Here is a 25,096-nt window from a genome sequence, read left to right as displayed (position 1 = left end):
GTCAGCTCGCCAGCCGGCGGCCGGCGTCCTCCAGGCGGTCCGCGATGGAGCCGTTGATGACCTCGTCACCGACCTGCACCCGGATTCCGCCGAGGACCTCGGGGTCCACGTCGAGGTTGAGGTGCATCGGACGGCCGTAGACCTTCGCGAGGGCCGCGCCGAGGCGCTGCTTCTGCGTGTCGCTCAGCGGCACCGCCGAGGTGACCACGGCGACCATCCGGTCCCGACGATCGGCGGCGAGCTTGGACAGGGACTCCAGTCCCGACTCCAGGCTACGTCCCCGCGGTGCGGTGACAAGGCGCGTCACCAGACGCTCGGTGGTCCGCTCCGCCCGGCCGCCGAGCAGGCTGCTCAGCAGCTCGCCCTTGGCCGCGGTGGTGGCCGACCGGTTGGTGAGCGCGGCGCGCAGCTCCGTGTCGGAGGAGACGATCCGGCCGAACCGGAACAGCTCGTCCTCGACGTTGTCGAGCCGGCTCCGCTTCTGGGCGGCGGTGAGGTCGGCGGTGTCCGCCAGCTCCTCCAGCGCGTCCACCAGGTCGCGGGACTGCGACCAGCGGCTGCGCACCATGCCGGCCACCAGGTCGACGGCCGGGCCGCTGACCTGGGTGCCGAGGAGACGCTGCGCGAGCTCGGCCTTGGCCTCGCCCGACTGCGCCGGGTCGGTGAGGACCCGACGCAGCGACACCTCGCGGTGGAGCAGCGCGGTGACGGCGGCCAGCTCGTCGGCGAGCGAGCCGGCGTCCACGGACGTGGAGTCCGTCAGCGCGTCGAGACGCTCGCGTGCGGCAGCCAGGGCCTCGCGGCTCGCTCCGTGCATCCCACTCACCGGGCTGCCTCTGCCTTCGTCGCCTTGTCGTCCAGCTCGTCCAGGAAGCGGTCGATGACACGGCTCTGGCGGGCGTGGTCCTCGAGGGACTCGCCGACCAGCTTGCCGGCCAGCTCGGTGGCCAGCTTGCCGACGTCCTGGCGCAGCGCGGACGCGGCGGCCTTGCGGTCGGCCTGGATCTGGGCGTGACCGGCGGCGATGATCTCCTCACGCTGCCGCTGGCCTTCCGCGCGCATCTCGGCGATGAGCGTGGCGCCCTGCTCCTGCGCCTCCTGGCGCAGTCGCGCGGCCTCGTGACGGGCCTCGGCGAGCTGGGCCTTGTACTGCTCGAGGACGCTCTGGGCCTCGGTCTGCGCGGCCTCGGCCTTCTCGATACCGCCCTCGATGGCCTCGCGACGCTCTTCCAGAACCTTGTTGATGTTCGGGAGGAGCTTCCAGGCGAGGAAGCCGAAGACGATGACGAAGGCGATCAGGCCGATGACGAGCTCGGGGATCGGCGGAACGAGGGGATTCTCCATCTCCTCGGCCGCGATCTGGAGCATCGGGCTCATGGGTTTGCCTTTCGTCTAGTCGGCGGGAAGTTGATCCGCGATTACTTGCCGTAGACGAACGGCATGACCAGACCGATCAGCGCGAGCGCCTCACAGAAGGCGAAGCCGAGGATCTGGTTGGCGCGGATCAGGCCGGCCGCCTCGGGCTGACGGGCGAGGGCCTGGGTGCCGTTACCGAAGATGATGCCGACGCCGACGCCGGGGCCGATGGCAGCGAGGCCGTAACCGATGGAGCCGAGCGAGCCGGAAACAGCGGCAAGGGTCTGGGACATGCCAGTTCTTCCTTTTCTTTACGGACCGGTGGGGGTTGGCCACCGGACGATCAGGGGGTGTGGTGCGGGACGCTCAGTGGTGCTCGGCGAGCGCGCCCTGGATGTACGTGCACGTGAGGAGCACGAAGACGTACGCCTGAAGTGCCTGGATGAAGAGCTCGAAGGCCGTCATGACGATCGTCATCACGAACGAGACCCCGGCGTAGGCGATGCCGATGCCGTTCAGCAGGTACCAGCTGGCGATCGTGAAGAGCAGCAGCAGCGTGTGGCCCGCGAACATGTTGGCGAAGAGCCGCACCGCGTGTGTGAAGGGCCGGACCAGCAGGTTCGAGAAGAACTCGATGAGCATGGCCAGCGGCAGGACAGCACCCAGGGACTTGTCGTACCCCGTGACGTTCTTGAAGAAGCCGACGAAGCCGTGGCGCTTGAACGTCAGCGAGACCCACAGGACGTAGACGATGGCGGCCATCACTGCCGGGTAGGCGATGATCGACGTCACCGGGAACTGGGCGACCGGGACGATCGACCAGAGGTTCATCATCCAGATGAAGAAGAAGAGCGAGACGACCAGCGGGACGTACTTCTCGCCTTCCTTCTTGCCGATCGTCTCGTAGACGACGCCTCGGCGGATGAAGTCGTAACCGGTCTCGGCGACCATCTGCAGCTTGCCCGGCACGACCTTCGGCTTGCGGAAGGCTGCCCAGAAGAAGCCGACGATGACAATGGAACCGAGCAGGGCCAGCAGCATCGGCTTGTTGAAGTACAGGTTGCTGTCCGCGTCGCCCCAGAGGGGTTCGAACAGGAACGAGTGCAGGCCGGGAGCCGGGAAGCCACAGCCGTCGAAGATGTGGCAGTCGGTCTCGAAGGCGAGCACCTGCGTCGGGTCAGCACTCACCGCGGGCTCCTTCAGCGTGGCGCATGGATACGGCAACCTCGTTGTGTCGGCGCGGCGCGGGGCCGCTGTTCGGCACGGGACTGGTGTTACGGATGTGGGGGCGGCTGTGGGGCATCTCGCCTCGCGATTCAACAGGCGTCAGCCGAGATGCCCGCGCCCGCGATGCCGCAGTTGGCACCGGACGATAGCAGGACTTCACATGCCTCTTTATCGCGGCCCTACCCCTCACGACGAGTGACCCGTCTTTTCGGGCTTTTCGCCCTTCGGTTCGGGTTCGACGTAAAGGATCTTGGCCTTCATGTGCGCCCGCGTCTGCGCGGCGATCCACGCGAGCGTGACGGCGACCAGGGTGATCGCGAAGGACCGGGGGTTGAACAGCGTCGTGTTCTTGAACGCGGCGAGGAAGACGAACAGCAGCAGGATCTGTGCCGCGTAGAGCATCAGGCCCATCGCCTGGAACAGGTGCGGAAGCGATTTGGCGGTGCGCTGCAGGACGTAGAGGCCGATTCCCATGAAGAGCATCGCAACCACGGTCGCGACGACGGCTCCGACCGCGCCCTTGCCGCCGGCGACCACGGCGCTGACGACGGCGGCTACAGCGCCGACGGCAGCCGTGGGCACGGCAGCCTGAAGCAGGATCCGGACGTCATTGGACGGCATGGCGGCAACTCCGCTTTCAACACACAGGGGGCAGGTGTCGTCATGGACGAGCGTAGCCCCGAGCCGGACGAGGTCCTGACGTACAAGAGACCGTCGCACTACGGTCCTTGGGCTCTACCCGGGGGATACTCGTGAACCGTATCACAAACTATTTGATGAGGTCTTTACCTCTGGGTGTGCTTGCTGTCACACGTGAGAGTGACCGTGCGCGTCTGTGCAGTCACGACGCCAACTTGTCTGGTATTGCGGCATTTTCCGCTCTCACCTGGTACGCGTACGAGACCCGACGGCGGTCGCCCCGTTGACGCCGGAGACGCCCGCGGTGACCGGAACCCGTTCCTCGTCCGCGACGGCCTCGGCGCCGTCCTCGCCCTCGTCCGCGCCCTCGCCCGCGGTGACGGCGGCCGTCCGGCGACGGCGCCGGTAGCGCGGCGGAACGAAGCTCTCGGCCCACCGGGGGGCGCGCGGGGTGAAGCGCGGCAGCAGGAGCAGCACCAGGCCGATCGCGCTGAGGAAGACGACGCCCAGCACGATCCACATCGACGCCGCGTTCACCGAGTAGGCGAGCGCGCCGAACGCGATCAGCGCCGAGAAGAAGTACATGATCAGCACCGCGCGGCTGTGCGAGTGGCCGATCTCCAGCAGCCGGTGGTGCAGGTGCCCCCGATCCGCCGCGAACGGCGACTGGCCGCGCCAGGTCCGGCGCACGATCGCCAGGATCAGGTCGGCGGCCGGGATGGCGATGATGGTGAGCGGCATCAGCAGCGGGATGTAGACCGGCACCATCTGGTGCACGGTGTTGCGCTCGGAGCCGCCGAAGAGGCTGTCCGGGTCCACCTGGCCGGTGATGGAGATCGCGCTCGCCGCCAGGACCAGGCCGATCAGCATCGAGCCCGAGTCGCCCATGAAGATGCGCGCGGGGTGGATGTTGTGCGGCAGGAAGCCCAGGCACATGCCCATCAGGATCGCCGCGAACAGCGAGGCGGGCGCCGCTGCCTCGATGCCGTACGAGTACCAGATCCGGTAGGCGTACATGAAGAACGCGGCCGCCGCGATGCACACCACGCCGGCCGCGAGACCGTCGAGGCCGTCCACGAAGTTGACCGCGTTGATGGTCACCACGACCAGGGCCACCGTCAGGAGGGTGCCCTGCCACTGGGTCAGCGCGACCGTGCCCACGGTGGGGATGGGCAGCCACAGGATCGTCAGACCCTGCACCACCATCACGCCGGCCGCGATCATCTGGCTGCCCAGCTTGATCAGGGCGTCGATCTCGAACTTGTCGTCCAGCACACCGATCAGCCAGATCAGGGCGGCGCCGGAGAGCAGTGCCCGCGGCTCGTTGGACTTCTCGAAGACCTGGTGGAGGTTGGTCAGGTGGTCGGCGACCAGCAGGCCCGCGCACAGCCCGAAGAACATGGCGATCCCGCCGAGCCGCGGAGTGGGTTCCCGGTGCACGTCACGTGCCCGGATCTCCGGCATCGCCCCCGCCACGATCGCGAACTTCCGTACCGGCCCCGTCAGCAGATACGTCACCGCGGCCGTGACGCAGAGCGTCAGCAGGTATTCACGCACGGGCTTCCCCACAGGTCTCGCTGGCCATTCCCGGCCTCACAGCCTAGCCATGCAGGCATATGGATGAGGACTTCCGGGTAGCGACGATGGTTGCACGTGTGGCTGTGCACGCGTGTGCGCCTACCCTGCCTCATTCCGGATACGGGGGAAACTCCGTGACCAGATCCCGTACGTCGTCGCGTGCCGCGGTGGCCTCCGTGTCTCCCCTGAGCACCCCCGCGAGCAGCGTGGCCACCGCCCGCATCTCCCGCTCCCCCATGCCCTGCGTGGTCACCGCCGCCGTGCCCAGGCGCAGCCCCCGGGCGTCGCCGTGCGGCAGCGCGCAGCAGTCCAGGACGATCCCGGCCGCCGCCAGCCGTCCGCGTGCGGCCTTGCCGTCGACGCCGAGCGGGGTGGGGTCGACGGTGAGCAGGTGGGTGTCCGTGCCGCCGGTGGTGACGACCAGGCCCTCGGCCGCCAGGTGGGCCGCGAGCGCCCGCGCGTTGGCGACCACCTGGTGGGCGTAGGCGGCGAAGGCGGGGGTCGCCGCCTCGCCGAAGGCGACGGCCTTGGCGGCGATGGTGTGCATCTGGGCCCCGCCCTGGGTGAAGGGGAAGACGGCCCGGTCGACCCGCTCGGACAGTTCGCTTCCGCAAAGAATCATGCCGCCGCGGGGTCCGCGCAGCACCTTGTGCGTGGTGGCGCAGACGATGTCGGCGTACGGCACCGGGCTGGGCGCCGCTCCCCCGGCGACCAGGCCGATCGGGTGCGCGGCGTCCGCGATGAGGTAGGCGCCCACCTCGTCGGCGATGGCGCGGAAGGCGGCGTGGTCGATGTGGCGGGGGTAGGCGATGGAGCCGCACACGATGGCCTTGGGTCGGTGGGTGCGGGCCAGGGTGCGCACCTGGTCGTAGTCGATCAGTCCGGTCTCCGCGTCCACGCCGTAGCCGACGAAGTCGAACCAGCGGCCGGAGAAGTTCCCCGGCGAGCCGTGGGTGAGGTGGCCGCCGTGGGGCAGGCCCAGCGCGAGGACGGTGTCGCCGGGGCGCAGCAGTGCGGCGTAGGCGGCCAGCACGGCGGAGGAGCCGGAGTGCGGCTGCACATTGGCGTGCTCGGCGCCGAACAGCGCCTGGGCCCGCTCCGCCGCCAGCCGCTCGGCGACGTCGACGATCTCGCAGCCGCCGTGGTGGCGGGCGCCCGGGTAGCCCTCGGCGTACTTGTTGGCCAGCGGCGAGCCGAGGGCGGCCAGCACGGCGGGGGAGGTGAAGTTCTCGGCGGCGATCAGCTGGAGGGTCGTCGACTGCCGACGGCCTTCGGCGAACAGGATCTCGGCCAGCTCGGGGTCCTGGCGCAGCAGGACGCCGAGCGAGCTGTCATCGGCCTCGATGATGTCGTGGGTGACCGACATGATGCGCTCCGGGCATGCGTCGACGGTGACGTACGACCAATGTAGGCCCGCAAGCCCCACCCCGCCTCACACCCGCCCGGGAACCGCCCACGCCTCACGCCCGCGCGGGGACCCCCGTCAGCGCCGTCACCACGGGGTCCAGGGCCTGGTGTATCTCGTCGCCGATCGACCGGAAGAAGGTCAGGGGGGCGCCGTACGGGTCGTACACCTCGTCCGCCTCCACCGTGGGTGCCAGGAGCCACCCGCGCAGCGCGGCGGCCGCGCGGACCAGGGCGCGGGCGCGGGTGACCACGCCGTCCTCCAGGGGAGGCAGCGTCGCCGGGTCGATGGCGTTCACCAGGCGGGTGAACTCCTTCAGGGTGAACGTGCGCAGACCCGCCGAGTGGCCCATGGAGATGACCTGGGCCCGGTGGTCGCGGGTCGCGGTGAGCACCAGGTCGGCGCGGATCACGTGCTCGTCGAGCAGCTCGCGGCCGGTGAAACCGGCGGGGTCGGCGCCGAAGTCCGTGAGGACCGTCTCGGCGTTCGCCTCCATGGGGGCGCCTTCATGGCCCCAGGTGCCCGCGCTCTCCACGATCAGGCCGCCGCCCAGCACACCGAGCCGCTCCTGCACCGCGTGCCGGGTCAGCCGCTCGGTGATGGGCGAGCGGCAGACGTTTCCGGTGCTGACGTGGAGGATGCGGAAGCTGTCGCGCGGAAGTCCGACGAACGTGGTCGTGATCTCCGCGGCGCGTTCCCCGTTGCCTATGCCACGCCCCGTCCCAGGGGCCGTCAATTCGCCACCTCGAGGTCGGGTACCACCTTGCGCAGCTCCTCCGCCGACAGCGCGCCCGCGCGCAGCAGGACCGGCACCTCGCGGGTGACGTCGACGATGGACGACGGGACGATGCCGGGGGTCGGACCGCCGTCGAGGTAGACGGAGACGGAGTCGCCGAGCATCTGCTGGGCGGCGTCGCAGTCCTCGGGGGCCGGGTGGCCGGTGAGGTTGGCGGAGGAGACGGCCATCGGGCCGACCTCGGTGAGCAGCTCGATGGCGACCGGGTGCAGCGGCATGCGGACAGCGACCGTGCCCCGGGTCTCGCCCAGGTCCCACTGGAGGGACGGCTGGTGCTTGGCGACCAGGGTCAGCGCGCCGGGCCAGAAGGCGTCGACCAGTTCCCAGGCCATCTCGGAGAAGTCCGTGACCAGGCCGTGCAGGGTGTTGGGCGAGCCGATGAGGACCGGGGAGGGCATGTTGCGGCCCCGCCCCTTGGCCTCCAGCAGGTCACCGACGGCCTCCGCGGTGAAGGCGTCGGCGCCGATGCCGTACACGGTGTCCGTCGGCAGCACCACGAGCTCGCCACGGCGGACGGCGGAGGCGGCCTCGCGCAGACCGGTCACTCGGTCGGTCGCGTCGTTGGTGTCGTATCGCCGTGCCATTTAGCGGGCCTCCTCGTACACGTACTGCGGGATCGAAGTCAGCGGGGTGCGGTCGCTCACGGCAGGGCCTTGCGGGCGGTCGCGAACCTGGGGCGGTTGTTGAGGTCGGGATGGTCGGCCGCGTCGGCCCAGCCCCGCTCCTCGGTGAAGATCCACGGCACCTGGCCGCCCTGGGTGTCGGCGTGCTCGACGACGACCACGCCGCCGGGGCGCAGCAGCCGGTGCGCGGTGCGTTCCAGGCCGCGGATCAGGTCGAGGCCGTCCTCGCCGGAGAACAGGGCCAGCTCGGGATCGTGGTCCCGGGCCTCGGGGGCGACGTACTCCCACTCGGTGAGCGGGATGTACGGCGGGTTGGAGACGACCAGGTCGACCTGGCCGTCGAGGTCCGGGAAGGCCGTCAGGGCGTCTCCCTGGCGCAGGTCGACCCTGGACCCCTCCATGTTCCTGCGGGTCCACACCAGGGCGTCCTCGGACAGCTCCACGGCGTGCACGCGCGAGCGCGGCACCTCCTGGGCGAGGGCGAGCGCGATGGCGCCGGAGCCGGTGCACAGATCGACGATGCAGGGCTCGACGACGTCCATGGCGCGCACCGCGTCTATGGCCCAGCCGACGACCGACTCGGTCTCGGGGCGGGGCACGAAGACGCCGGGGCCGACCTGGAGTTCCAGGTAGCGGAAGTAGGCGCGGCCGGTGATGTGCTGGAGCGGCTCGCGTGCCTCGCGCCGGGCGACGACCTCCCAGTACCGGGCGTCGAAGTCCGCGTCCGGCACGGTGTGCAGCTCGCCCCGCTTGACGCCGTGCAGGTACGCCGCGAGTTCCTCCGCGTCGGTGCGCGGCGAGGGCACGCCGGCGTCGGCCAGCCGCTGGGTGGCCTGGGCCACCTCCATGAGCAGCAGGTTCACGCTGGTCCTCCGGGCAGTCGTACGGGGGCTTAGGCGGCGGCGAGCTTGGCAGCCGAGTCCGCGTCGACGCAGGCCTGGATCACCGAGTCGAGGTCGCCGTCCAGGACCTGGTCCAGGTTGTACGCCTTGAAGCCGACACGGTGGTCCGAGATGCGGTTCTCCGGGAAGTTGTACGTGCGGATCTTCTCGGAGCGGTCGACGGTGCGGACCTGGCTGCGCCGGGCGTCCGCGGCCTCCTTCTCCGCCTCCTCCTGCGCCGCCGCGAGCAGCCTGGAGCGCAGGATACGCATCGCCTGCTCCTTGTTCTGCAGCTGGCTCTTCTCGTTCTGGCAGGAGGCGACGACTCCGGTCGGGATGTGCGTGATGCGCACGGCGGAGTCGGTGGTGTTGACGGACTGGCCGCCGGGGCCCGAGGACCGGTAGACGTCGATGCGGAGGTCGTTGGGGTTGATCTCGACGTCGATCTCCTCGGCCTCCGGGGTCACCAGGACACCCGCCGCGGAGGTGTGGATCCGGCCCTGGGACTCGGTCGCGGGCACCCGCTGCACGCGGTGCACGCCGCCCTCGTACTTCAGCCGCGCCCAGACGCCCTGGCCGGGCTCGGTGGCGCCCTGGCCGCCCTTGGTCTTCACGGCGACCTGGACGTCCTTGTAGCCGCCCAGCTCGGACTCGGTGGCGTCGATGATCTCGGTCTTCCAGCCGACCCGCTCGGCGTACCGCAGGTACATGCGCAGCAGGTCGCCGGCGAAGAGCGCCGACTCGTCGCCGCCCGCGCCCGCCTTGATCTCGAGGATGACGTCCTTGTCGTCGCTGGGGTCGCGCGGGACGAGCAGCAGGCGCAGCTTCTCGGTGAGCTCGTCGCGCTGCTTGTCCAACTCCTTGACCTCGGCGGCGAAGTCCGGGTCGTCGGCCGCGAACTCGCGCGCGGTCTCGATGTCGTCGCCGGTCTGCTTCCAGGAGCGGAACGTGGCGACGATCGGGGTCAGCTCGGCGTACCGCTTGTTCAGCTTGCGCGCGTTGGCCTGGTCGGAGTGGACCGACGGGTCGGCGAGCTTTTTCTCCAGGTCGGCGTGCTCGGCGACGAGTTCCTCGACGGCCTCGAACATCTTGGGCTCCTGCTTGCTGCTTGGGAAGGGGAAGGCGGGCGACCAAAAACGCCGGTCCCGGCGCTCCCCGGGGAGGGGATGCGGCCGTGGACCGGCGATTGGGGGCTCGCTACTTCTTGGAGCCGGCAGCCTTGCCGAAGCGGGCCTCGAAGCGGGCCACGCGGCCACCGGTGTCGAGGATCTTCTGCTTGCCCGTGTAGAACGGGTGGCACTCGGAGCAGACCTCGGCCCGGATGGTGCCGGACTGGATGGTGCTGCGGGTGGTGAACGACGCGCCACAGGTGCAGCTGACCTGCGTCTCGACGTACTCGGGGTGGATCTCGCGCTTCAAGGTGTCTCCTACTGTTCCGGGAGGGCGCCGGGTCGCAGCCGCGGGATGCGGGAGCGTGAACCGGAGCCGACGTACCAGTCTGCCAGGACTGGCGCCATCCCCCAAAACCGGGGGGCGGGGTGATCTATTCCCCGGTGTTGACGACGCCCTTGGCCTCACCGGTGGCGGTGCCCCGCGTGGCCGCCCCGGGGATCGGGCGGTCGTTCTTCAGGGCCGTGAAGACCTGCTGGGCCTTGTCCTTCTCGACCAGGACGCGGTTGGCGTCGGCGGGGTCGTAGACCACCGGCATGGTGACCATGTGCATGTTGCCCGCGCCGATGCCTTTCAGGCCGCTCGCGAAGGACATCAGGGAGTTCACGGAGCCCAGGTCGGAGTCGGTGGTGACGGTCTTGGTGGCGGTGTCGGCGATGTCGTAGAGCTTCTTGGGGTTGCCGAGCAGCCCGACGTGCTTGACCTGGTCGACCAGGGCCTTGACGAAGGCCTGCTGGAGCTGGATGCGGCCGAGGTCGGAGCCGTCGCCGACGCCGTGCCGGGTGCGGACCAGGCCGAGGGCCTGCTCGCCGTCGAGCCGGTGGGTGCCGGCCCGGAGGTCGAGGTGGCTGTCGGGGTCCTTGATGTCCGCGGTGGTGGTGACCCGGACGCCGCCGAGGTCGTCGACGAGGTTCTGGAAGCCGCTGAAGTCGACCTCCAGGTAGTGGTCCATGCGCAGGCCGCTGAGCGACTCGACGGTCTTCACGGCGCAGGCGGCGCCGCCGGTGGAGTAGGCGGAGTTGAACATCACGCCGTCGGCGGCGGGGTGGTCGCCGCCGTCGGTGCCGGTGCAGTCGGGGCGGTCGACGAGGGTGTCGCGCGGGATGGAGACCACGCTGGCCTTCTTGTGGCCCTTGTAGACGTGCACGATCATCGCGGTGTCCGAGCGGGCGGTGCCGTCGTCGGTGCCGCCGCCGAGCTTCTTGTTGCCGCCGGAACGGGTGTCGGAGCCGAGGACCAGGATGTTCTCGGAGCCGTTGTCGGCCTTCTCCGGCCGGTCGGCGCCGAGCGCCTGGTTGATGTCGACGCTCGTGAGGTTGCCGTTGAGCTTGAAGTACAGGACTCCGGCTCCGGTGCCGCCCAGGACCACGATGCCCGCGGCGCTCCAGGCCGCGACGAGCAGGGCCTTGCGCCGCTTGGCTCTGGGCCTGCGGCGGCGGCCCTTGCCCCGGTGACCGGGTCCGGTGGTACGGGACTGGCCGGGGCCGGGTATCGCAGGATCCGGCGTGCTCTGGGCGGACATGGGCTCCTCGGTGTTCGTCCGGTCGGTTACCCCCTGCGCTCAGGGTCGGGTCGGTCGGCTCCGGCGGTTCGGCGCCGGTACCTCACCATGGTCCCCCCGTAGCTCGGACGGCGGAACTCGGGACAGGGTTGCACAACGGTCTGTGGCGACGCGATGGGGAAACGGTGACGGAGCGTGTTCGCCCGGCCCGGGCTCGCCGCGCTGACCTGGGGATCCGCGGACACCGGTCCGGAGCCGCCGGGGCACCGGCCGGGCCGCGGCGTGTGGCGAAGCTCGCAGCCCGGGGCCCGGTGAACGGCGAAGGGGCCGCCCCCGGAGTGGAGGCGGCCCCGCGGGGGTCGTTCGCTCAGCCGAAGAGGTTGAACGCGTTCCACCCGCCGCCGACCCGGACACGGGTCTTGAACGTGGCCGTGCCCGAGGCGCCGGTGCCCTTGTACAGCCACATCACACCGGAGCTGTCGCGGGCCAGCAGGTCGGGCCTGCCGTCACCGGTGAGGTCACCGGCGGTGGTGAAGGCGCCGTAGGCGTTCCAGCCGCCGCCGACCTTGACCCGGCTGCCGAACGCCGGCGCGGCCTTCCCGGTGCCCGGGTACAGCCACAGGACGCCCGAGCCGTCCCGCGCCAGCAGGTCGGGCCTGCCGTCGCGGTTGTAGTCGCCCTTGCCGGTGATCGTGAAGGAGGCCCAGCCGCCGCCGATCCGGACGCGGCTGCCGAACGTGCCGTCGCCCTTGCCGGGGTAGAGCCACAGGACGCCGTCCTTGTCCTTGGCGACCAGGTCGGGCAGGGCGTCGCCGGAGAGGTCGCCCGGGACGCGGAGGTCCTTCATCGCGTTCCAGCCGCCGCCGACCCGGATCGACCGGTAGCTGTCGACCCCGTCGAAGGCGAGGGTGTACAGCACGCCGTCCGAGGCGCGGTACACGTAGTCCTGGTAGAAGTCGCGGTCCAGGTCGCCCTGGCGCACCAGGTTCACCCCGCCCCAGTCGCCGAGCGAGAGGCGGTCGGCCAGGTAGGGCGCCTTGTCGCCGACGGAGTAGTACTCGTACGCCTCCCCGCCGGGGGTGCGTGCGAACAGGTCCGCCAGGCCGTCGAAGTCGAGGTCGGTGTCGTCGACGCGGGAGTTGACCTCGCCGACGTAGGAGCTGACCTTGGCGTAGACGGCGTAGGCGCCCGAGGCGACGCAGTCCTTGACGCCCCAGGACACCACACCGGCGATACGGCCGTTGACCACGAGCGGGCCGCCGGAGTCGCCGTTGCACGGGGAGACCGTACCGGCGTCCTGGCCGGAGGCCGGGTCACCGGCGCAGGCCATCTGGCCGGGCACGAAGTCGGAGCCCCAGTACGAGGTGCAGGAGGCGTCCGAGCGCATCGGCACGGTCGCCTTCCGCAGCGTCGGCGAGATCTCCTGGCTGGTGGAGCTGGTGCGCCCCCAGCCGTAGACCGTCGCCGGGGTCCCGTTGGCGTAGGAGGCGGTGTCGCCGCTCGTCGTGGGCCGCAGGGTCTTGTACGGCAGCGCCTCGGTCAGCGTGAGCACCGCCAGGTCACCGCCCGAGGTGCTGCTGGGCCGGTACGTGGGGTTGATCCACTGGCGCCACACCCCGGCGACCCGGCCGCCGTGCAGGCCCGTCTGGTCGGGCAGCTGGGCGGTGCCGGCGACGACGGTTCCGTGTTCCGTCCAGTCCAGGCCGTACACGCAGTGCGCGGCGGTCAGGACCTTCGCCGGGGCCACCAGGGTGCCGCCGCAGAAGTAGCCCTCGTCGTCGGCGGGGTCGGCGTTGCCCTTGTCGTCGTAGTAGTGCAGCTGCACCATCCACGGCGCCTCGGAGATCGTCGCGTCCTGGCCGCCGATGATCTTCGGGTCGATCCGGCCCGACGGCGCCTCGGTGCTCGGCGCGGCATCCGGCTGCGCGTCGGGGGCGGTCGCGGTGCCGTTCCTGAGGGCGGCCCCGGAGTCCTGGGCGCGCTGCGCCAGCTCGGCGTGGGACGCGGTGGCGGGCCGTTCGGTGGCGGCCGGCCGGGGCGGGACGGGGGTCCCGTCGGACGCCTGGGCGGGGACGGCCGCGAGGACCGCGCCCGACAGGGCGAGTGCGGCGGTGGCCGCGGGAAGAGCCAGGCGGGCTCTTCGAGGGGTAGATGTCACTCAGGTCTCCTGTCGCGTAGACGCAGGCAGGAGAGAACAGCCCTTGGGTGCGGGCCCGTGAAGGCGGCACTGATCACCCTGTGGGCGTATCCGAAAATACGTTCCCCCCCACTGCGGTGCGCTGATCCTACAAGCCCCACAAGCCGGAAGTCCCGCCCCGTCACCCTGGTGACGAAGCGGGACTTCCGTACGGCGAGCCGACCGGCGGTGGCTCAGTCGCCGTTGCCGGGCGTCGGGGTCGTCTTCTGGATCTGCATCAGGAACTCGGCGTTCGACTTGGTCTGCTTCATCTTGTCGAGGAGCAGCTCGATCGCCTGCTGCTGGTCGAGCGCGTGCAGCACGCGGCGCAGCTTCCAGGTGATGGCGAGCTCGTCGCTGCCGAGCAGGATCTCTTCCTTGCGGGTGCCGGACGCGTCGACGTCCACCGCCGGGAAGATGCGCTTGTCGGCGAGCTTCCGGTCGAGCTTGAGCTCGGCGTTGCCGGTGCCCTTGAACTCCTCGAAAATGACCTCGTCCATGCGGGACCCGGTGTCCACCAGGGCGGTGGCGAGGATGGTCAGCGAACCGCCGTCCTCGATGTTGCGGGCCGCACCGAAGAAGCGCTTCGGCGGGTACAGGGCGGTCGAGTCGACACCACCGGACAGGATGCGGCCCGAGGCCGGGGCGGCGAGGTTGTACGCACGGCCCAGACGCGTGATCGAGTCGAGCAGCACGACGACGTCGTGACCCAGCTCCACCAGGCGCTTGGCGCGCTCGATGGCCAGCTCGGCGACCGTGGTGTGGTCCTCGGCCGGGCGGTCGAAGGTCGAGGAGATGACCTCGCCCTTCACCGACCGCTGCATGTCGGTGACCTCTTCCGGACGCTCGTCGACCAGGACGACCATCAGGTGGCACTCGGGGTTGTTGTGCGTGATCGCGTTGGCGATCGCCTGCATGATCATGGTCTTGCCGGTCTTCGGCGGGGCCACGATCAGACCGCGCTGGCCCTTACCGATCGGCGCGACGAGGTCGATGATGCGGGTGGTGAGGACGCCCGGGTCCGTCTCCAGGCGGAGGCGGTCCTGCGGGTACAGCGGCGTCAGCTTGTTGAACTCCGGCCGACCGCGGCCGTGTTCGGGGGCCATGCCGTTGACCGAGTCCAGGCGCACCAGCGCGTTGAACTTCTCGCGGCGCTCGCCCTCCTTGGGCTGGCGCACGGCACCGGTGAGGTGGTCGCCCTTGCGCAGCCCGTTCTTGCGGACCTGGGCGAGGGAGACGTACACGTCGTTGGGGCCGGGCAGGTAGCCGGAGGTCCGGATGAACGCGTAGTTGTCGAGGATGTCGAGGATGCCGGCGACCGGGATGAGGACGTCGTCCTCGTTGATCTGCGGCTCCTGGATCTCGTCGCGCCCGCGACGGCCCCGGCGGTCCCGGTAGCGGCCGCGACGGCCGCGACGGCCGCTGCCGTCGTCGTCGTAACCGTCGTCGTGCTGCTGGCGGTCCTGGCGTCCGCCGCCGCCCTGCTGCTGACGGTCCTGGCGGCCGCCGCCCTGGTTCTGCTGGTCGTCGCCCTTGCCGCGCCGGTCGCGGCCACCGCGGTCGCCACGGTCGCCACGGTCACCGCGGTCGCCACGGTCACGGCGGTCGCGACGGCGGCCCTCGCCGCCCTCGGCGTCGGAACGGGCGTCGCCCTGGCCCTGCGTCTGCTGCGCGGCCGAGGCGTCCGCCTTCGGCTCGGTGCGGGTCTCGACGGCCACCGTCTCGGTGGCGGCGGACGGGCTGCCCGCGTCGGCGGTGGCCCGGCGACGACGGCGCTCGGAGGGGGCGTCGTCGGCGGGGGCGGCCTGCTCGGCCGAGACGTTGACCTTGGGGGACGGCTGACCGGGGATCTCGATCTGCTGCTGGGCGGCCTTGTCGGCGGCCGCCTTGTCCGCCTTCTTGTCGGCCTTGCCGGCCTTCTCCGCCTTCTCGGCGGGTGCCTCGTCGCCCGTACGGGTCCGGGAGGTGCTGCGGCGCTTCGGCTTGGTCTCGCCGGCGGTGTCCGCGGCGGCCGCGGCCTTGGCGGGCGAGCCCCCCGCGGCCTGCGCCTCCTTGATGACCTCGATCAGCTGGCTCTTGCGCATCCGCGCGGTGCCCCTGATGCCGAGGCCGGAGGCGACCTGCTGCAGCTCGGCCAGCACCATGCCGTCGAGGCCGGTACCGCGGCGCCGCCGGGAGCCGGCACCGGTGGCAGGCGCGGAGGCGTCCGTGGCGGGCGCGGCAGCGGTCTCCTCGACACGTGCGCCCATCAGATCGGTGGTGTCGCTCACGAAGGGTCCTTCCCTGGAGCGGACGTCGGCCTGTCTGGCTCGGCGACCGGTTGTGCTGTCCGGCTTCGGTCCTTGCTGTGTGAACCGTGCCGGGGCGGTGGTCCGCCTGAACGGCGGAAGAGATATCTGGTGATGGCGCTTCCCCTAGCCGTGGCACCCGGTGTCAGTGTCATGCGGCGTGGTCGCACCGGTTCCGAAACTCCCCCAGCGGGGGTAAACCCCACCGGCGGGCCGCTCAGCGCCCGTGTCGGCCGTACTGATCACGTACGGCATCCACTGCACAATGCGGCTTGGGGGGCTCCCGGAAGAATGTCTGTCCCGGACGGGGACACGAGGCACCTCGCCATGGTGGGGTCGGGTGCAGACTTGAGGTTAACACTACCGGATCCAACAAACATTCCCCCTCTCGAAATCCGGCAACCGTCCGCGTCAGGTGTCACTGGCGGTCGCCAGGGGCAGGACGCACGCGCCCTGCTGGTCCAGGCCGAGCCGGTTGGCCGCCCAGTCCGTTCCCGCCAGCGCCTCGACCTTGTCGGCCGTGTCGGCGTCGGCCAGGGCCATCACGGTGGGCCCGGCACCCGAGATCACCGCGGGGATGCCGTCGCCGCGCAGCCGTTCCACCAGCGCCGCGCTCTCCGGCATGGCCGGCGCGCGGTACTCCTGGTGCAGGCGGTCCTCGGTGGCCGGCAGCAGCAGCTCGGGGCGCCGGGTGAGGGCCTCGACGAGCAGTGCGGCGCGACCGGCGTTGGCGGCTGCGTCGACGTGCGGGACGCTGCGCGGGAGCAGTCCGCGCGCGGTCTGGGTCAGGACCGGCTTTCCGGGCACGAAAACCACCGGAACGATGGAATCGGAAGGCTCCATCCTGATCGCCCGGGCGGCGCCGGACTCCATCCAGGACAGGGTGAATCCGCCCAGCAGACAGGCCGCCACGTTGTCCGGGTGGCCCTCGATCTCGGTGGCGAGGTCGAGCAGCGCGGCGTCGTCGAGGCGGGCCTCGCCGCCTATGGTCACCGCCCGCGCGGCGACGATGCCGGCGCAGATGGCGGCGGAGGAGGAGCCGAGGCCGCGGCCGTGCGGGATGCGGTTGGCGCAGACGATCTCCAGGCCGCGCGGCTGTCCGCCGAGCAGGTCGAAGGCGGTGCGCAGGGAGCGGACGAGGAGGTGCTTCTCGTCGCGCGGGAGGGTCTCGCTGCCCTCACCCGCGATGTCGATGTGCAGCCCGGAGTCGGCCACCCGGACGACCACGTCGTCGTAGAGACCCAGCGCGAGGCCGAGGGCGTCGAAGCCCGGACCGAGATTGGCGCTGGTGGCGGGGACGCGCACCCTGACGGCGGCGGCGCGGAACGCTGGACCGGCCATCGCTCGATGACTCTCCTTGAGCTGCGTGACTGTGGGAACTGCCGTGACTGACTGCCGTGACTGCCGTGACTGTCGATTGACATTCGATGACGATGACGTACAGAACCCTGGGCGCGACCGCGGGGACGGCGCGGCGCCGCGGCATATGCGGCGGGCGGGTTAGGTACAGCCTATCGAAGGAAGGTTCCGTGGCGACATAGGGCGCACAGGAGGCGCACGATGCGTGTCGTAAGCCCCCTGTGCAACCCCTGGTGAGTGACCTTCCCGGCCGGGCGTCGCTTACGCCCTCTTACGCCGGTCGCGTCGCACGGATGCGGCGCCCGGACCGGGCCGAGCCGCTCAGACCAGGCCGAGCCGCTCGGCCGCCGTCGCCGCGTCGACCGGGACGGTGACCGGCTGCGGGGCGCCCGCGACGGCCCAGTCCGGGTCCTTCAGCCCGTTGCCGGTGACGGTGCACACGATGCGCTGCCCCGGGTCGACCTTGCCCTGCTCCGCCGCCTTCAGCAGACCGGCCACCGACGCGGCGGACGCGGGCTCCACGAAGACGCCCTCCTGGGAGGCCAACAGCCGGTAGGCGCGCAGGATCTCACGGTCCGTCACCTCGTCGATGGCGCCGCCCGACTCGTCCCGCGCGGCGAGCGCGAAGTCCCACGAGGCGGGGTTGCCGATGCGGATGGCGGTGGCGATGGTGGAGGGGTCCTTGACGACCTCGCCGCGCACGATCGGGGCGCTGCCGGAGGCCTGGAACCCCCACATGCGGGGCGTCCTGGCGCTGACCCGGTCGGCGGCGTACTCCTTGTAGCCCTTCCAGTACGCGGTGATGTTGCCCGCGTTGCCCACCGGGAGGACGTGGATGTCGGGCGCGTCGCCGAGCATGTCCACGATCTCGAAGGCGGCCGTCTTCTGCCCCTCGATCCGTACCGGGTTGACCGAATTGACCAGCGCCACGGGGTAGTTGTCGCTGAGCGCGCGGGCCAGCGTGAGGCAGTCGTCGAAGTTGCCGTCGACCTGGAGGATCTTCGCGCCGTGCACGAGGGCCTGGCCCATCTTGCCGAGCGCGATCTTGCCCTGCGGCACGAGCACGGCGGAGACCATGCCCGCACGCACGCCGTAGGCGGCGGCGGAGGCGGAGGTGTTGCCGGTGGACGCGCAGATGACGGCCTGCGCCCCCTCCTCCTTCGCCTTGCTGATGGCCATGGTCATGCCGCGGTCCTTGAAGGACCCGGTCGGGTTCGCCCCCTCGACCTTGAGGTGGACCTCGCAGCCCGTGCGCTCGGAGAGCACCTGCGCGGGCACGAGCGGGGTGCCGCCCTCACGGAGCGTCACGACGGGCGTGCTGTCGGAGACGGGCAGCCGGTCCCGGTACTCCTCGATGATTCCGCGCCACTGGTGGGTCATTGCTGGTTACTCTCCTTCAACCCGCATGATGCTGGCGACACCCCGCACGGTGTCGAGCTTGCGCAGCGCCTCGACCGTACCGCCGAGGGCGGCGTCGGACGCGCGGTGGGTGACGACGACGAGGGATGCCTCGCCGTCCTTGCCGGACTGCCGCACGGTGTCGATGGAGACACCGTGCTCCGCGAACACGGTCGCGACCTGGGCGAGCACGCCCGGTTTGTCGGCCACGTCGAGGCTGATGTGGTAGCGCGTGACGACGTCGCCCATCGGGGAGACGGGCAGGGCGGCGTACGCGGACTCGCCGGGACCGGTGGCGCCCCCGATCCGGTTGCGGCAGACGGCGACGAGGTCGCCGAGCACGGCGGAGGCGGTCGGGGAGCCGCCGGCACCGGGCCCGTAGAACATGAGCTGACCGGCGGCCTCGGACTCCACGAACACCGCGTTGTACGCCTCGCGCACATTGGCCAGCGGGTGGCTGAGCGGGATCATCGCGGGGTGCACGCGTGCGGTGACCGATCCCCCGTCCGCCGCCCGCTCGCAGATGGCGAGCAGCTTGATGGTGCAGCCCATCTCCTTGGCGGAGGCGAAGTCGGCGGCGGTGACCTCGGTCATGCCCTCGCGGTAGACGTCGTCGAGGCGCACGCGCGTATGGAAGGCGATCCCGGCGAGGATGGCGGCCTTGGCGGCGGCGTCGAAGGCCTCGACGTCGGCGGTCGGGTCGGCCTCGGCGTACCCGAGGGCGGTGGCCTCGTCCAGGGCCTCCTGGTACCCGGCGCCCGTGGAGTCCATCGCGTCGAGGATGAAGTTGGTCGTCCCGTTGACGATGCCGAGCACCCGGTTGACCTTGTCGCCGGCCAGCGACTCGCGCAGCGGCCGGATCAGCGGGATGGCACCGGCGACGGCGGCCTCGTAGTACAGGTCCCTGCCGTGCTCGTCGGCGGCGGCGTGCAGGGCCGCGCCGTCCTGGGCGATGAGCGCCTTGTTGGCGGAGACCACGGAGGCGCCGTGCGCGAAGGCGGTGGTGATGAGCGTACGGGCGGGCTCGATCCCCCCGATCACCTCGACGACGACGTCGATGTCCCCCCGCTTGACGAGCGCGGTGGCGTCCGTGGTCACGAGGGCCGGGTCGATCCCCTCCCGCACCTTGTCGGGCCGCCGTACGGCGACCCCCGCGAGCTCCACCGGGGCGCCGATCCGGGCGGCGAGGTCGGCGGCGTGCGTCGTCATGATGCGCGCCACCTCTGAGCCGACCACTCCACAGCCCAGCAGCGCCACCTTCAGCGGACGCGTACGCATCATCCGACCTCGTTTCCTCATACCGTCTACGGTGGGACCAGTCTCACGCACCGGACGGGATTTTCTGCCTTTCGTCCGGATCGTGAGACGTTTATTTCATTTTCGGAGGGGTCGCGAGCCGGAAGATCTTCACCCTCCCGCTCCTTCGGGCGGGGCGTGGCCGGGGGCTCCTCCGCCGCGGGGCGTCACCCGACGTCGAGACGCAGCAGATCCTCCTCGGTCTCCCGCCGGACGACGACCCGCGCCGCGCCGTCCCGCACCGAGACCACGGGCGGCCGCAGCACGTGGTTGTAGTTGCTGGCCATGGAGCGGCAGTACGCCCCCGTCGCCGGTACGGCGACCAGGTCACCCGGTGCCAGGTCCCCCGGCAGGAACGCGTCCTTCACCACGATGTCCCCGCTCTCGCAGTGCTTGCCGACGACGCGCACGAGCATCGGCTCGGCGTTTGAGGTGCGGGAGACGAGGGCGACGCTGTACTCGGCGTCGTAGAGCGCGGTGCGGATGTTGTCCGACATCCCGCCGTCCACGGACACGTACGTCCGCAGCCCGTCCAGCGGCTTGATGGTGCCGACCTCGTACAGCGTGAAGGCCGTCGGCCCGACGATGGCCCGCCCGGGCTCGACGGAGATGCGGGGGGTGGCGAGCCGGGCGGCCTCGCACTCCCTCGTCACGATCTCGGTCAGCGCCTTGGCGATCTCGTGCGGCTCGCGGGGATCGTCGTCACTGGTGTACGCGATGCCCAGCCCGCCCCCGAGGTCGATCTCGGGCAGCTCGACGCCGTGCTCGTCCCGGATGTCCTTGAGCAGCCCCACGACCCGGTGCGCGGCGACCTCGAACCCCGACATGTCGAAGATCTGCGACCCGATGTGCGAGTGGATCCCGATGACCTCCAGGCCGTCCAGCTTCAGGGCCCGCCGCACGGCCTCGGCCGCCTGCCCGCCGGCCAGCGGGATCCCGAACTTCTGGTCCTCGTGGGCGGTGGCGATGAACTCGTGGGTGTGCGCCTCGACGCCGACGGTGATCCGGATCTGCACCCGCTGCCGCTGGCCCAGCGACTCGGCGACGTGGGCGACGCGCACGATCTCCTGGAAGGAGTCGAGCACGATCCGCCCGACCCCGGCCCGTACGGCGCGCTCGATCTCCTCCGGCGACTTGTTGTTGCCGTGGAAGGCGATCCGCTCGGCGGGCATCCCGGCGGAGAGGGCGGTGGCCAGCTCCCCACCGGAACACACGTCGAGGTTGAGCCCTTCCTCGTGCAGCCACCGCACGACGGCGCGCGACAGGAAGGCCTTCCCGGCGTAGAAGACGTCGGCGTCGGCCCCGAAGGCGGTGCGCCAGGCCCGCGCCCGCTCCCGGAAGTCGGCCTCGTCGAGGATGTAGGCGGGAGTGCCGTACTCCTCGGCGAGCTGCGTGACGGTGATCCCGCCGACGGTGACGACACCGTCCGCGTCCCGCCCGACGGTGCGGGCCCAGACCTTGGGGTCGAGGGCGTTCAGATCGTCCGCGGGCGCGGAGTAGTGCCCCTCGGGCAGGACGTCGGCGTGACGGGGCCCGGCGGGGTGTGCGGAACGGCTCATGGCGTCTTCTGCGCTCTCTCAGAGGTGGTCGGGTGCGTCGATGCCGAGGAGGGCCAGGCCGCCGGCCAGCACCGCCCCGACGGCTTCGGCGAGCGCCAGCCGGGCACGGTGGGCGGCCGAGGGTTTCTCCCCGCCACGCGGCAGCACGGTGGGCAGGAAGGGCAGTGCGGCGTCGGCGACGGTGACGAGATGCCGGGCGAGCCGGTCGGGGGCACGGTGGTCCGCGGCGGCGGCGAGGACACGGGGGTGGTCGGCGAGAGCGGCGAGGACACGGGGGTGGTCGGCGAGAGCGGCGAGGAGGTCCTGCTCGGCGCCCGCGCCGAGGGGGCCCGGTGCGGCGGTGAAACCGAGGTCGGCGGCGTTGCGAGCGGCGGCCCGGGCACGGGCGTGCGCGTACCGCACCCGGAAGAGGGGGTTGCTCTCCCGCTGGACGAGGTGCTCCTCGCCGGTCCGGGGCAGGTCGTGGGCCGCGGGGTGGAGCAGGGCCCAGCGTCCGGCGTCCCGCCCGAGGGCGAGGAGCTCGCCGGAGGCGGACGCGGGTACGGGCACGGGCCGGACGTCGAGGGACAGCTCGGCGGGCGGCCCGGCGGGCGCGACCCCGACGGCGTCGACTCCCGCCCCCAGGACGGAGGCCCACGCGGGCTCGAACCCCTCGGCACTCACCCGCACCAGCGCCCCCTGGGAGCGCAGGAGCCGCGCGGTTGCTTCGGCCACGACGACGGCACGCAGGTCGTGCGGGCAGTGCAGCCGCACGACGCGACCGTCGGGCCCCTCGGCGTACCCGTACCGCTCCCCGCGGCGCAGAACCTCGCCGACGACCCCGACGGCGGAGGCGGCACCGTCCAGACGGATGTTGATGAACCCCGGCCCGGTGAGGACGACGTCGGTGATCCCCTCGACCCCGAGGAGGTGGGGCCGCAGCACCTCCGCGACCCTCCGCGGCGGCTGCCCGGCCGGCCGGGCCAGCTGGAGGGCGATGCCGGTGGCGTAGTCCCCGCACCCTCCGGGCCCCGGCGGCGCGACCACGGCACGCGTCGGCACGGCCACGCTCAGCTCCCCCGCCTCGACGGCGCGACGCACCGCGTGCAGCACGGTGCGGGAGAGCTCTACGGGTGTCACGGGACCAGCGTAGGCGAGGAGGGGGGTGGGTAGGCGAACCGATTTGCCGCAGTCCCGGGATATGGACGCGGGCCGTCCCCGTCAGCTGGGCGAGCCAGGGTCTCTCGGGCTCCCCCGGCGTCGGTCCCTCACGCCTGGGCGGACGCCTCGCTCTCCCCCGCGCGCCCACGCATCCGCGGCAGCGAGACCCCGCCCCCGGAGCCGCCCGTCCCGGACAACCCGTTGACGACGGCCCCACTGGATCCACTGGGCCCCATGGATCGACCGGGTCCACCGGGTCCACCGGGTCCACTGATCTTCCGCTCGGCCAACTGCCGTACGAGACCCACCAGCTCGGCAGGCTCGAAGGGCTTGGACAGGAACGCGTCGGCCCCCGCGGCGAACCCGGCGTCGACCTCGTACTGCGTACAGGCACTGATGATCGCGATCGGCAGGTCCCGGGTCCGCGGATCGGCACGCAGCCGGGCGGCGGTTCTCAGCCCGTCCAGCCGAGGCATGACCACGTCCAGTGTCACGACGTCGGGTCGCACCTGATGGACGACTTCCAGACACTCGACACCATCGCCCGCGGTCACGACCTCGAAGCCCTCCAGCTCGAGGTTGACCCTGATCAGCTGCCGGATGACCTTGTTGTCGTCGACAACAAGAATCCGGCCGGACGCCCTAGGCACAACTCGAGAGTAGGTCCGGACCGGCCACCGCGTCCGGCTTTTCCCCACTTCCACCCCCCGCGGGCGACAACGCCCCACCCTGGCACCGCCCCCGCCCGCCAAAACCCGTTCATGACCACCCCGGGCGAGCTGGTAGTGTTCTACCCGTCGCCGCGAGCAACACCACCGCGACGGACACGCCCCCGTAGCTCAGGGGATAGAGCAACGGCCTCCGGAGCCGTGTGCGCAGGTTCGAATCCTGCCGGGGGCACCCAGCATGAGGTGCCCAAAGACCCCGTCACCAGCGGAAACGCTGAGGCCGGGGTCTTCGCGTATGTGCTGGCGTGTGCGGCCCGGAGCGGCCGTATGTCGGGGTCCGTGGTTCGTGGGCAAGGCGTGGACGGGATCTTGGAGCATCGCCGCAGGTCGCTGACTGCTTCCCACGACAGCGCGACTGGCACGCCCCAGGCGTGAAGTCTGCGGTGCCCGACTGCTTAGATCGCTGGCATGACGGACTGGTCGCAGCTCCACCACGCCTACGGCACGGCAGAAGACGTTCCCGGTCTGCTCGACAGGGTGAGCCAAGCCCCGACCGACTCAGACTGGACCGAGCTTTGGTCCCGCTTGTGCCATCAGGGCACCGTCTACCCGGCAAGCCATGCCGCCTTGCCGGCCCTACGAGACCTGGCGCGCCAGTGGTCGCCTGCCGACAGGCAGCCACCACTCTTGCTGGCCGGCGCCATCGCGGCCAGTACTGACCAGCCATACGGCGAGCCAGATCCCCACGTGGCATACGCCTCGGAGATGTCCGACCTGCTGCAACTGACTGAGGAAGCTCTTCGGGATCCGAGCCTCAGCGATGACCCCGGAACTTACGTCTACTTGCTCGCCGCACTCCTCGGCTTCGAAGACGTCGAGGTTTGGGGCGAACAACTCGACGGCCTGAACGATGACGAGTACGAAGTGCCCTGCCCCGCGTGCAGCGCCGAGAACTTCATAGCCTTCGGTGAGTACGGCTTCTTCTCGACCACAGACAGCATGTACATGAACGAGACCGCGGCAAAGAAGATCCCTCTTCAGCCCGCAGACTCATCAGCGCTGGAGGGGCTTGCCCAAAGACTGCACAGTCGCGCGCTTGCCGACAACCAGCCCGATGTCGCGGGCAAGTTGACCTATCTTTTTGGTAGAGCGCAATGCGCCGAATGTGACGCTGTCTTCAGCGTCGCAGATGCCGTTGCAACCCACTGGGACGGGTGAACTGCTTCCGGCAGAGATGACTGACCTCTCGCTGCAACGGGCTGACTCAGACCTGGCTCCACGCCTGTCGATGGCGAGCGACGCTGTACATGCTCGACCTGCGCGGCCGTCAGCACCCCGGAGAGCGGCCCCAGTGCCGCCACCTCATGCTCCCGGTACACGCGCACGCTGAGCTGCGTGGCAACGACCTTCAGATCAGTCACGCCCACGAAAACGAGTACCGGCTCCACTGGTACGGGAAAACCGCAGTAGCACTCAAGCACTCGGGCTACCCGCTTGGCCTCAGATGCCTGGTCTTTCCGAGAGTGCTGTTGTGTTTCCGCTGGTCAGGCGTAGGAAGCTGTTGCTCCATCGATCTTGGTGGGCGTGAGTTCGAGGCCGTCGACTTGGTCGGGTGATCTCGCGGCCGACGGGGCATGAAAGCGGGGCCTCCCGCACAGCTCGAGGGTGACGAAGCCAACCGAGCAACAGGAGGCCCCAGGTGCTGCAGTCTTCCGTGTCGGCATCGATGGCGTCCGACTCGGCGTCTCTGTCGTGTGTTTGTCTCGCTCACCGGTTCGGGAATGCCGCGGACCGGCCGCACAGGCGACCGAAGCATCCGTCCGACATGAGCGATGTGGAGTGGGCCGTCGTACGTGATGCGATGCGATGCCGGTTCCCGGCTGACTCGAGGGCCGCGACGGGCAGCTGGAAAGCTGCTGGCACCGGAAGATGGTTGATGCGGGGCGAGCCCTTCCTCCCAGTGAGGCACCACTGAGCCGGGCACCGCCTGCCTGACCTGCATCGGCCGTTCACCGGCCACCACGACCGGCACCACG

General features: G+C 70.7%; 22 protein-coding genes and 1 tRNA gene. 2 read left to right on the top strand and 21 right to left on the bottom strand.

The window, feature by feature from the left end:
- Position 1: 1 nt before the first annotated feature.
- The 21 genes from IE94_RS0122705 to IE94_RS0122605 all read right to left on the bottom strand — a co-directional run bounded on the left by IE94_RS0122705 (position 2) and on the right by IE94_RS0122605 (position 23,042).
- Complete coding sequence (locus tag IE94_RS0122705; protein ID WP_030187268.1) at positions 2–817, bottom strand: F0F1 ATP synthase subunit delta; 816 nt, start codon at positions 815–817, stop codon at positions 2–4.
- Positions 818–822: 5 nt separating this feature from the next.
- Positions 823–1,377, bottom strand: a complete 555-nt coding sequence (locus IE94_RS0122700; RefSeq protein WP_030187263.1) for a F0F1 ATP synthase subunit B — start codon at positions 1,375–1,377, stop codon at positions 823–825.
- A gap of 41 nt (positions 1,378–1,418) precedes the next feature.
- Positions 1,419–1,649, bottom strand: coding sequence for an ATP synthase F0 subunit C (atpE, locus tag IE94_RS0122695; RefSeq protein WP_024884520.1), 231 nt, complete (start codon positions 1,647–1,649; stop codon positions 1,419–1,421).
- A gap of 73 nt (positions 1,650–1,722) precedes the next feature.
- Positions 1,723–2,544 (bottom strand): F0F1 ATP synthase subunit A, encoded by an 822-nt coding sequence (atpB, locus tag IE94_RS0122690; RefSeq protein ID WP_030187257.1) that lies wholly within the window; start codon positions 2,542–2,544, stop codon positions 1,723–1,725.
- 225 nt (positions 2,545–2,769) lie between these two features.
- Positions 2,770–3,204, bottom strand: a complete 435-nt coding sequence (locus tag IE94_RS0122685) for a Cg1360 family ATP-synthase-associated protein (RefSeq protein ID WP_030187255.1) — start codon at positions 3,202–3,204, stop codon at positions 2,770–2,772.
- 261 nt (positions 3,205–3,465) lie between these two features.
- A complete protein-coding gene (locus IE94_RS0122680) occupies positions 3,466–4,779 on the bottom strand; it encodes an MraY family glycosyltransferase (RefSeq protein ID WP_030187253.1) in 1,314 nt (437 codons plus the stop codon).
- Positions 4,780–4,909: 130 nt separating this feature from the next.
- Positions 4,910–6,166: a serine hydroxymethyltransferase gene (locus tag IE94_RS0122675; protein WP_030187250.1), complete on the bottom strand. Its 1,257-nt coding sequence runs from the start codon at positions 6,164–6,166 to the stop codon at positions 4,910–4,912.
- A gap of 94 nt (positions 6,167–6,260) precedes the next feature.
- Positions 6,261–6,941: an arsenate reductase/protein-tyrosine-phosphatase family protein gene (locus IE94_RS0122670; protein ID WP_030187248.1), complete on the bottom strand. Its 681-nt coding sequence runs from the start codon at positions 6,939–6,941 to the stop codon at positions 6,261–6,263.
- On the bottom strand, positions 6,938–7,585 hold the full coding sequence (locus IE94_RS0122665) for an L-threonylcarbamoyladenylate synthase (RefSeq protein ID WP_030187245.1): 648 nt from the start codon (positions 7,583–7,585) through the stop codon (positions 6,938–6,940). The genes IE94_RS0122670 and IE94_RS0122665 overlap by 4 nt, the downstream gene beginning before the upstream one ends.
- Before the next feature lie 56 nt (positions 7,586–7,641).
- Positions 7,642–8,487, bottom strand: a complete 846-nt coding sequence (gene prmC / locus IE94_RS0122660; protein WP_030187242.1) for a peptide chain release factor N(5)-glutamine methyltransferase — start codon at positions 8,485–8,487, stop codon at positions 7,642–7,644.
- A gap of 29 nt (positions 8,488–8,516) precedes the next feature.
- Positions 8,517–9,593: a peptide chain release factor 1 gene (gene prfA, locus IE94_RS0122655; RefSeq protein ID WP_030187239.1), complete on the bottom strand. Its 1,077-nt coding sequence runs from the start codon at positions 9,591–9,593 to the stop codon at positions 8,517–8,519.
- 109 nt (positions 9,594–9,702) lie between these two features.
- Complete coding sequence (gene rpmE, locus IE94_RS0122650; protein ID WP_030187235.1) at positions 9,703–9,924, bottom strand: 50S ribosomal protein L31; 222 nt, start codon at positions 9,922–9,924, stop codon at positions 9,703–9,705.
- Positions 9,925–10,048: 124 nt separating this feature from the next.
- Positions 10,049–11,197, bottom strand: coding sequence for an LCP family protein (locus IE94_RS0122645; protein WP_030187231.1), 1,149 nt, complete (start codon positions 11,195–11,197; stop codon positions 10,049–10,051).
- 346 nt (positions 11,198–11,543) lie between these two features.
- Positions 11,544–13,334: a trypsin-like serine protease gene (locus IE94_RS0122640; protein WP_030187229.1), complete on the bottom strand. Its 1,791-nt coding sequence runs from the start codon at positions 13,332–13,334 to the stop codon at positions 11,544–11,546.
- A gap of 212 nt (positions 13,335–13,546) precedes the next feature.
- Positions 13,547–15,622, bottom strand: coding sequence for a transcription termination factor Rho (gene rho / locus IE94_RS0122635; protein ID WP_030187226.1), 2,076 nt, complete (start codon positions 15,620–15,622; stop codon positions 13,547–13,549).
- Between the two features lie 429 nt (positions 15,623–16,051).
- Positions 16,052–16,981: a homoserine kinase gene (thrB, locus tag IE94_RS0122630; RefSeq protein ID WP_030187223.1), complete on the bottom strand. Its 930-nt coding sequence runs from the start codon at positions 16,979–16,981 to the stop codon at positions 16,052–16,054.
- A gap of 339 nt (positions 16,982–17,320) precedes the next feature.
- Complete coding sequence (gene thrC, locus IE94_RS0122625; RefSeq protein WP_030187220.1) at positions 17,321–18,379, bottom strand: threonine synthase; 1,059 nt, start codon at positions 18,377–18,379, stop codon at positions 17,321–17,323.
- A 6-nt stretch (positions 18,380–18,385) separates the two neighbouring features.
- Positions 18,386–19,678, bottom strand: coding sequence for a homoserine dehydrogenase (locus IE94_RS0122620; protein WP_030187217.1), 1,293 nt, complete (start codon positions 19,676–19,678; stop codon positions 18,386–18,388).
- A 182-nt stretch (positions 19,679–19,860) separates the two neighbouring features.
- A complete protein-coding gene (lysA, locus tag IE94_RS0122615) occupies positions 19,861–21,252 on the bottom strand; it encodes a diaminopimelate decarboxylase (protein WP_030187215.1) in 1,392 nt (463 codons plus the stop codon).
- A gap of 18 nt (positions 21,253–21,270) precedes the next feature.
- The gene (nrtL, locus tag IE94_RS0122610) at positions 21,271–22,371 is read right to left on the bottom strand and encodes an ArgS-related anticodon-binding protein NrtL (protein ID WP_030187213.1); all 1,101 of its coding nucleotides are present in this window, start codon (positions 22,369–22,371) and stop codon (positions 21,271–21,273) included.
- Positions 22,372–22,499: 128 nt separating this feature from the next.
- On the bottom strand, positions 22,500–23,042 hold the full coding sequence (locus IE94_RS0122605; RefSeq protein ID WP_030187209.1) for a response regulator: 543 nt from the start codon (positions 23,040–23,042) through the stop codon (positions 22,500–22,502).
- 178 nt (positions 23,043–23,220) lie between these two features.
- On the opposite strand from IE94_RS0122605, the gene IE94_RS0122600 reads away from it, so the two are divergent.
- Together IE94_RS0122600 and IE94_RS0122595 are read left to right on the top strand one after the other, a co-directional pair.
- Positions 23,221–23,292: transfer RNA gene (locus IE94_RS0122600), tRNA-Arg, on the top strand.
- A 236-nt stretch (positions 23,293–23,528) separates the two neighbouring features.
- Entirely contained in the window at positions 23,529–24,278 is a 750-nt protein-coding gene (locus IE94_RS0122595; RefSeq protein ID WP_030187206.1) for a hypothetical protein, read from the top strand.
- Positions 24,279–25,096: the final 818 nt, after the last annotated feature.

This window comes from Streptomyces violaceorubidus (assembly GCF_000717995.1).
GTDB classification, from domain to species: domain Bacteria; phylum Actinomycetota; class Actinomycetes; order Streptomycetales; family Streptomycetaceae; genus Streptomyces; species Streptomyces violaceorubidus.
This window is presented reverse-complemented; position numbering and strand designations above follow the sequence as displayed.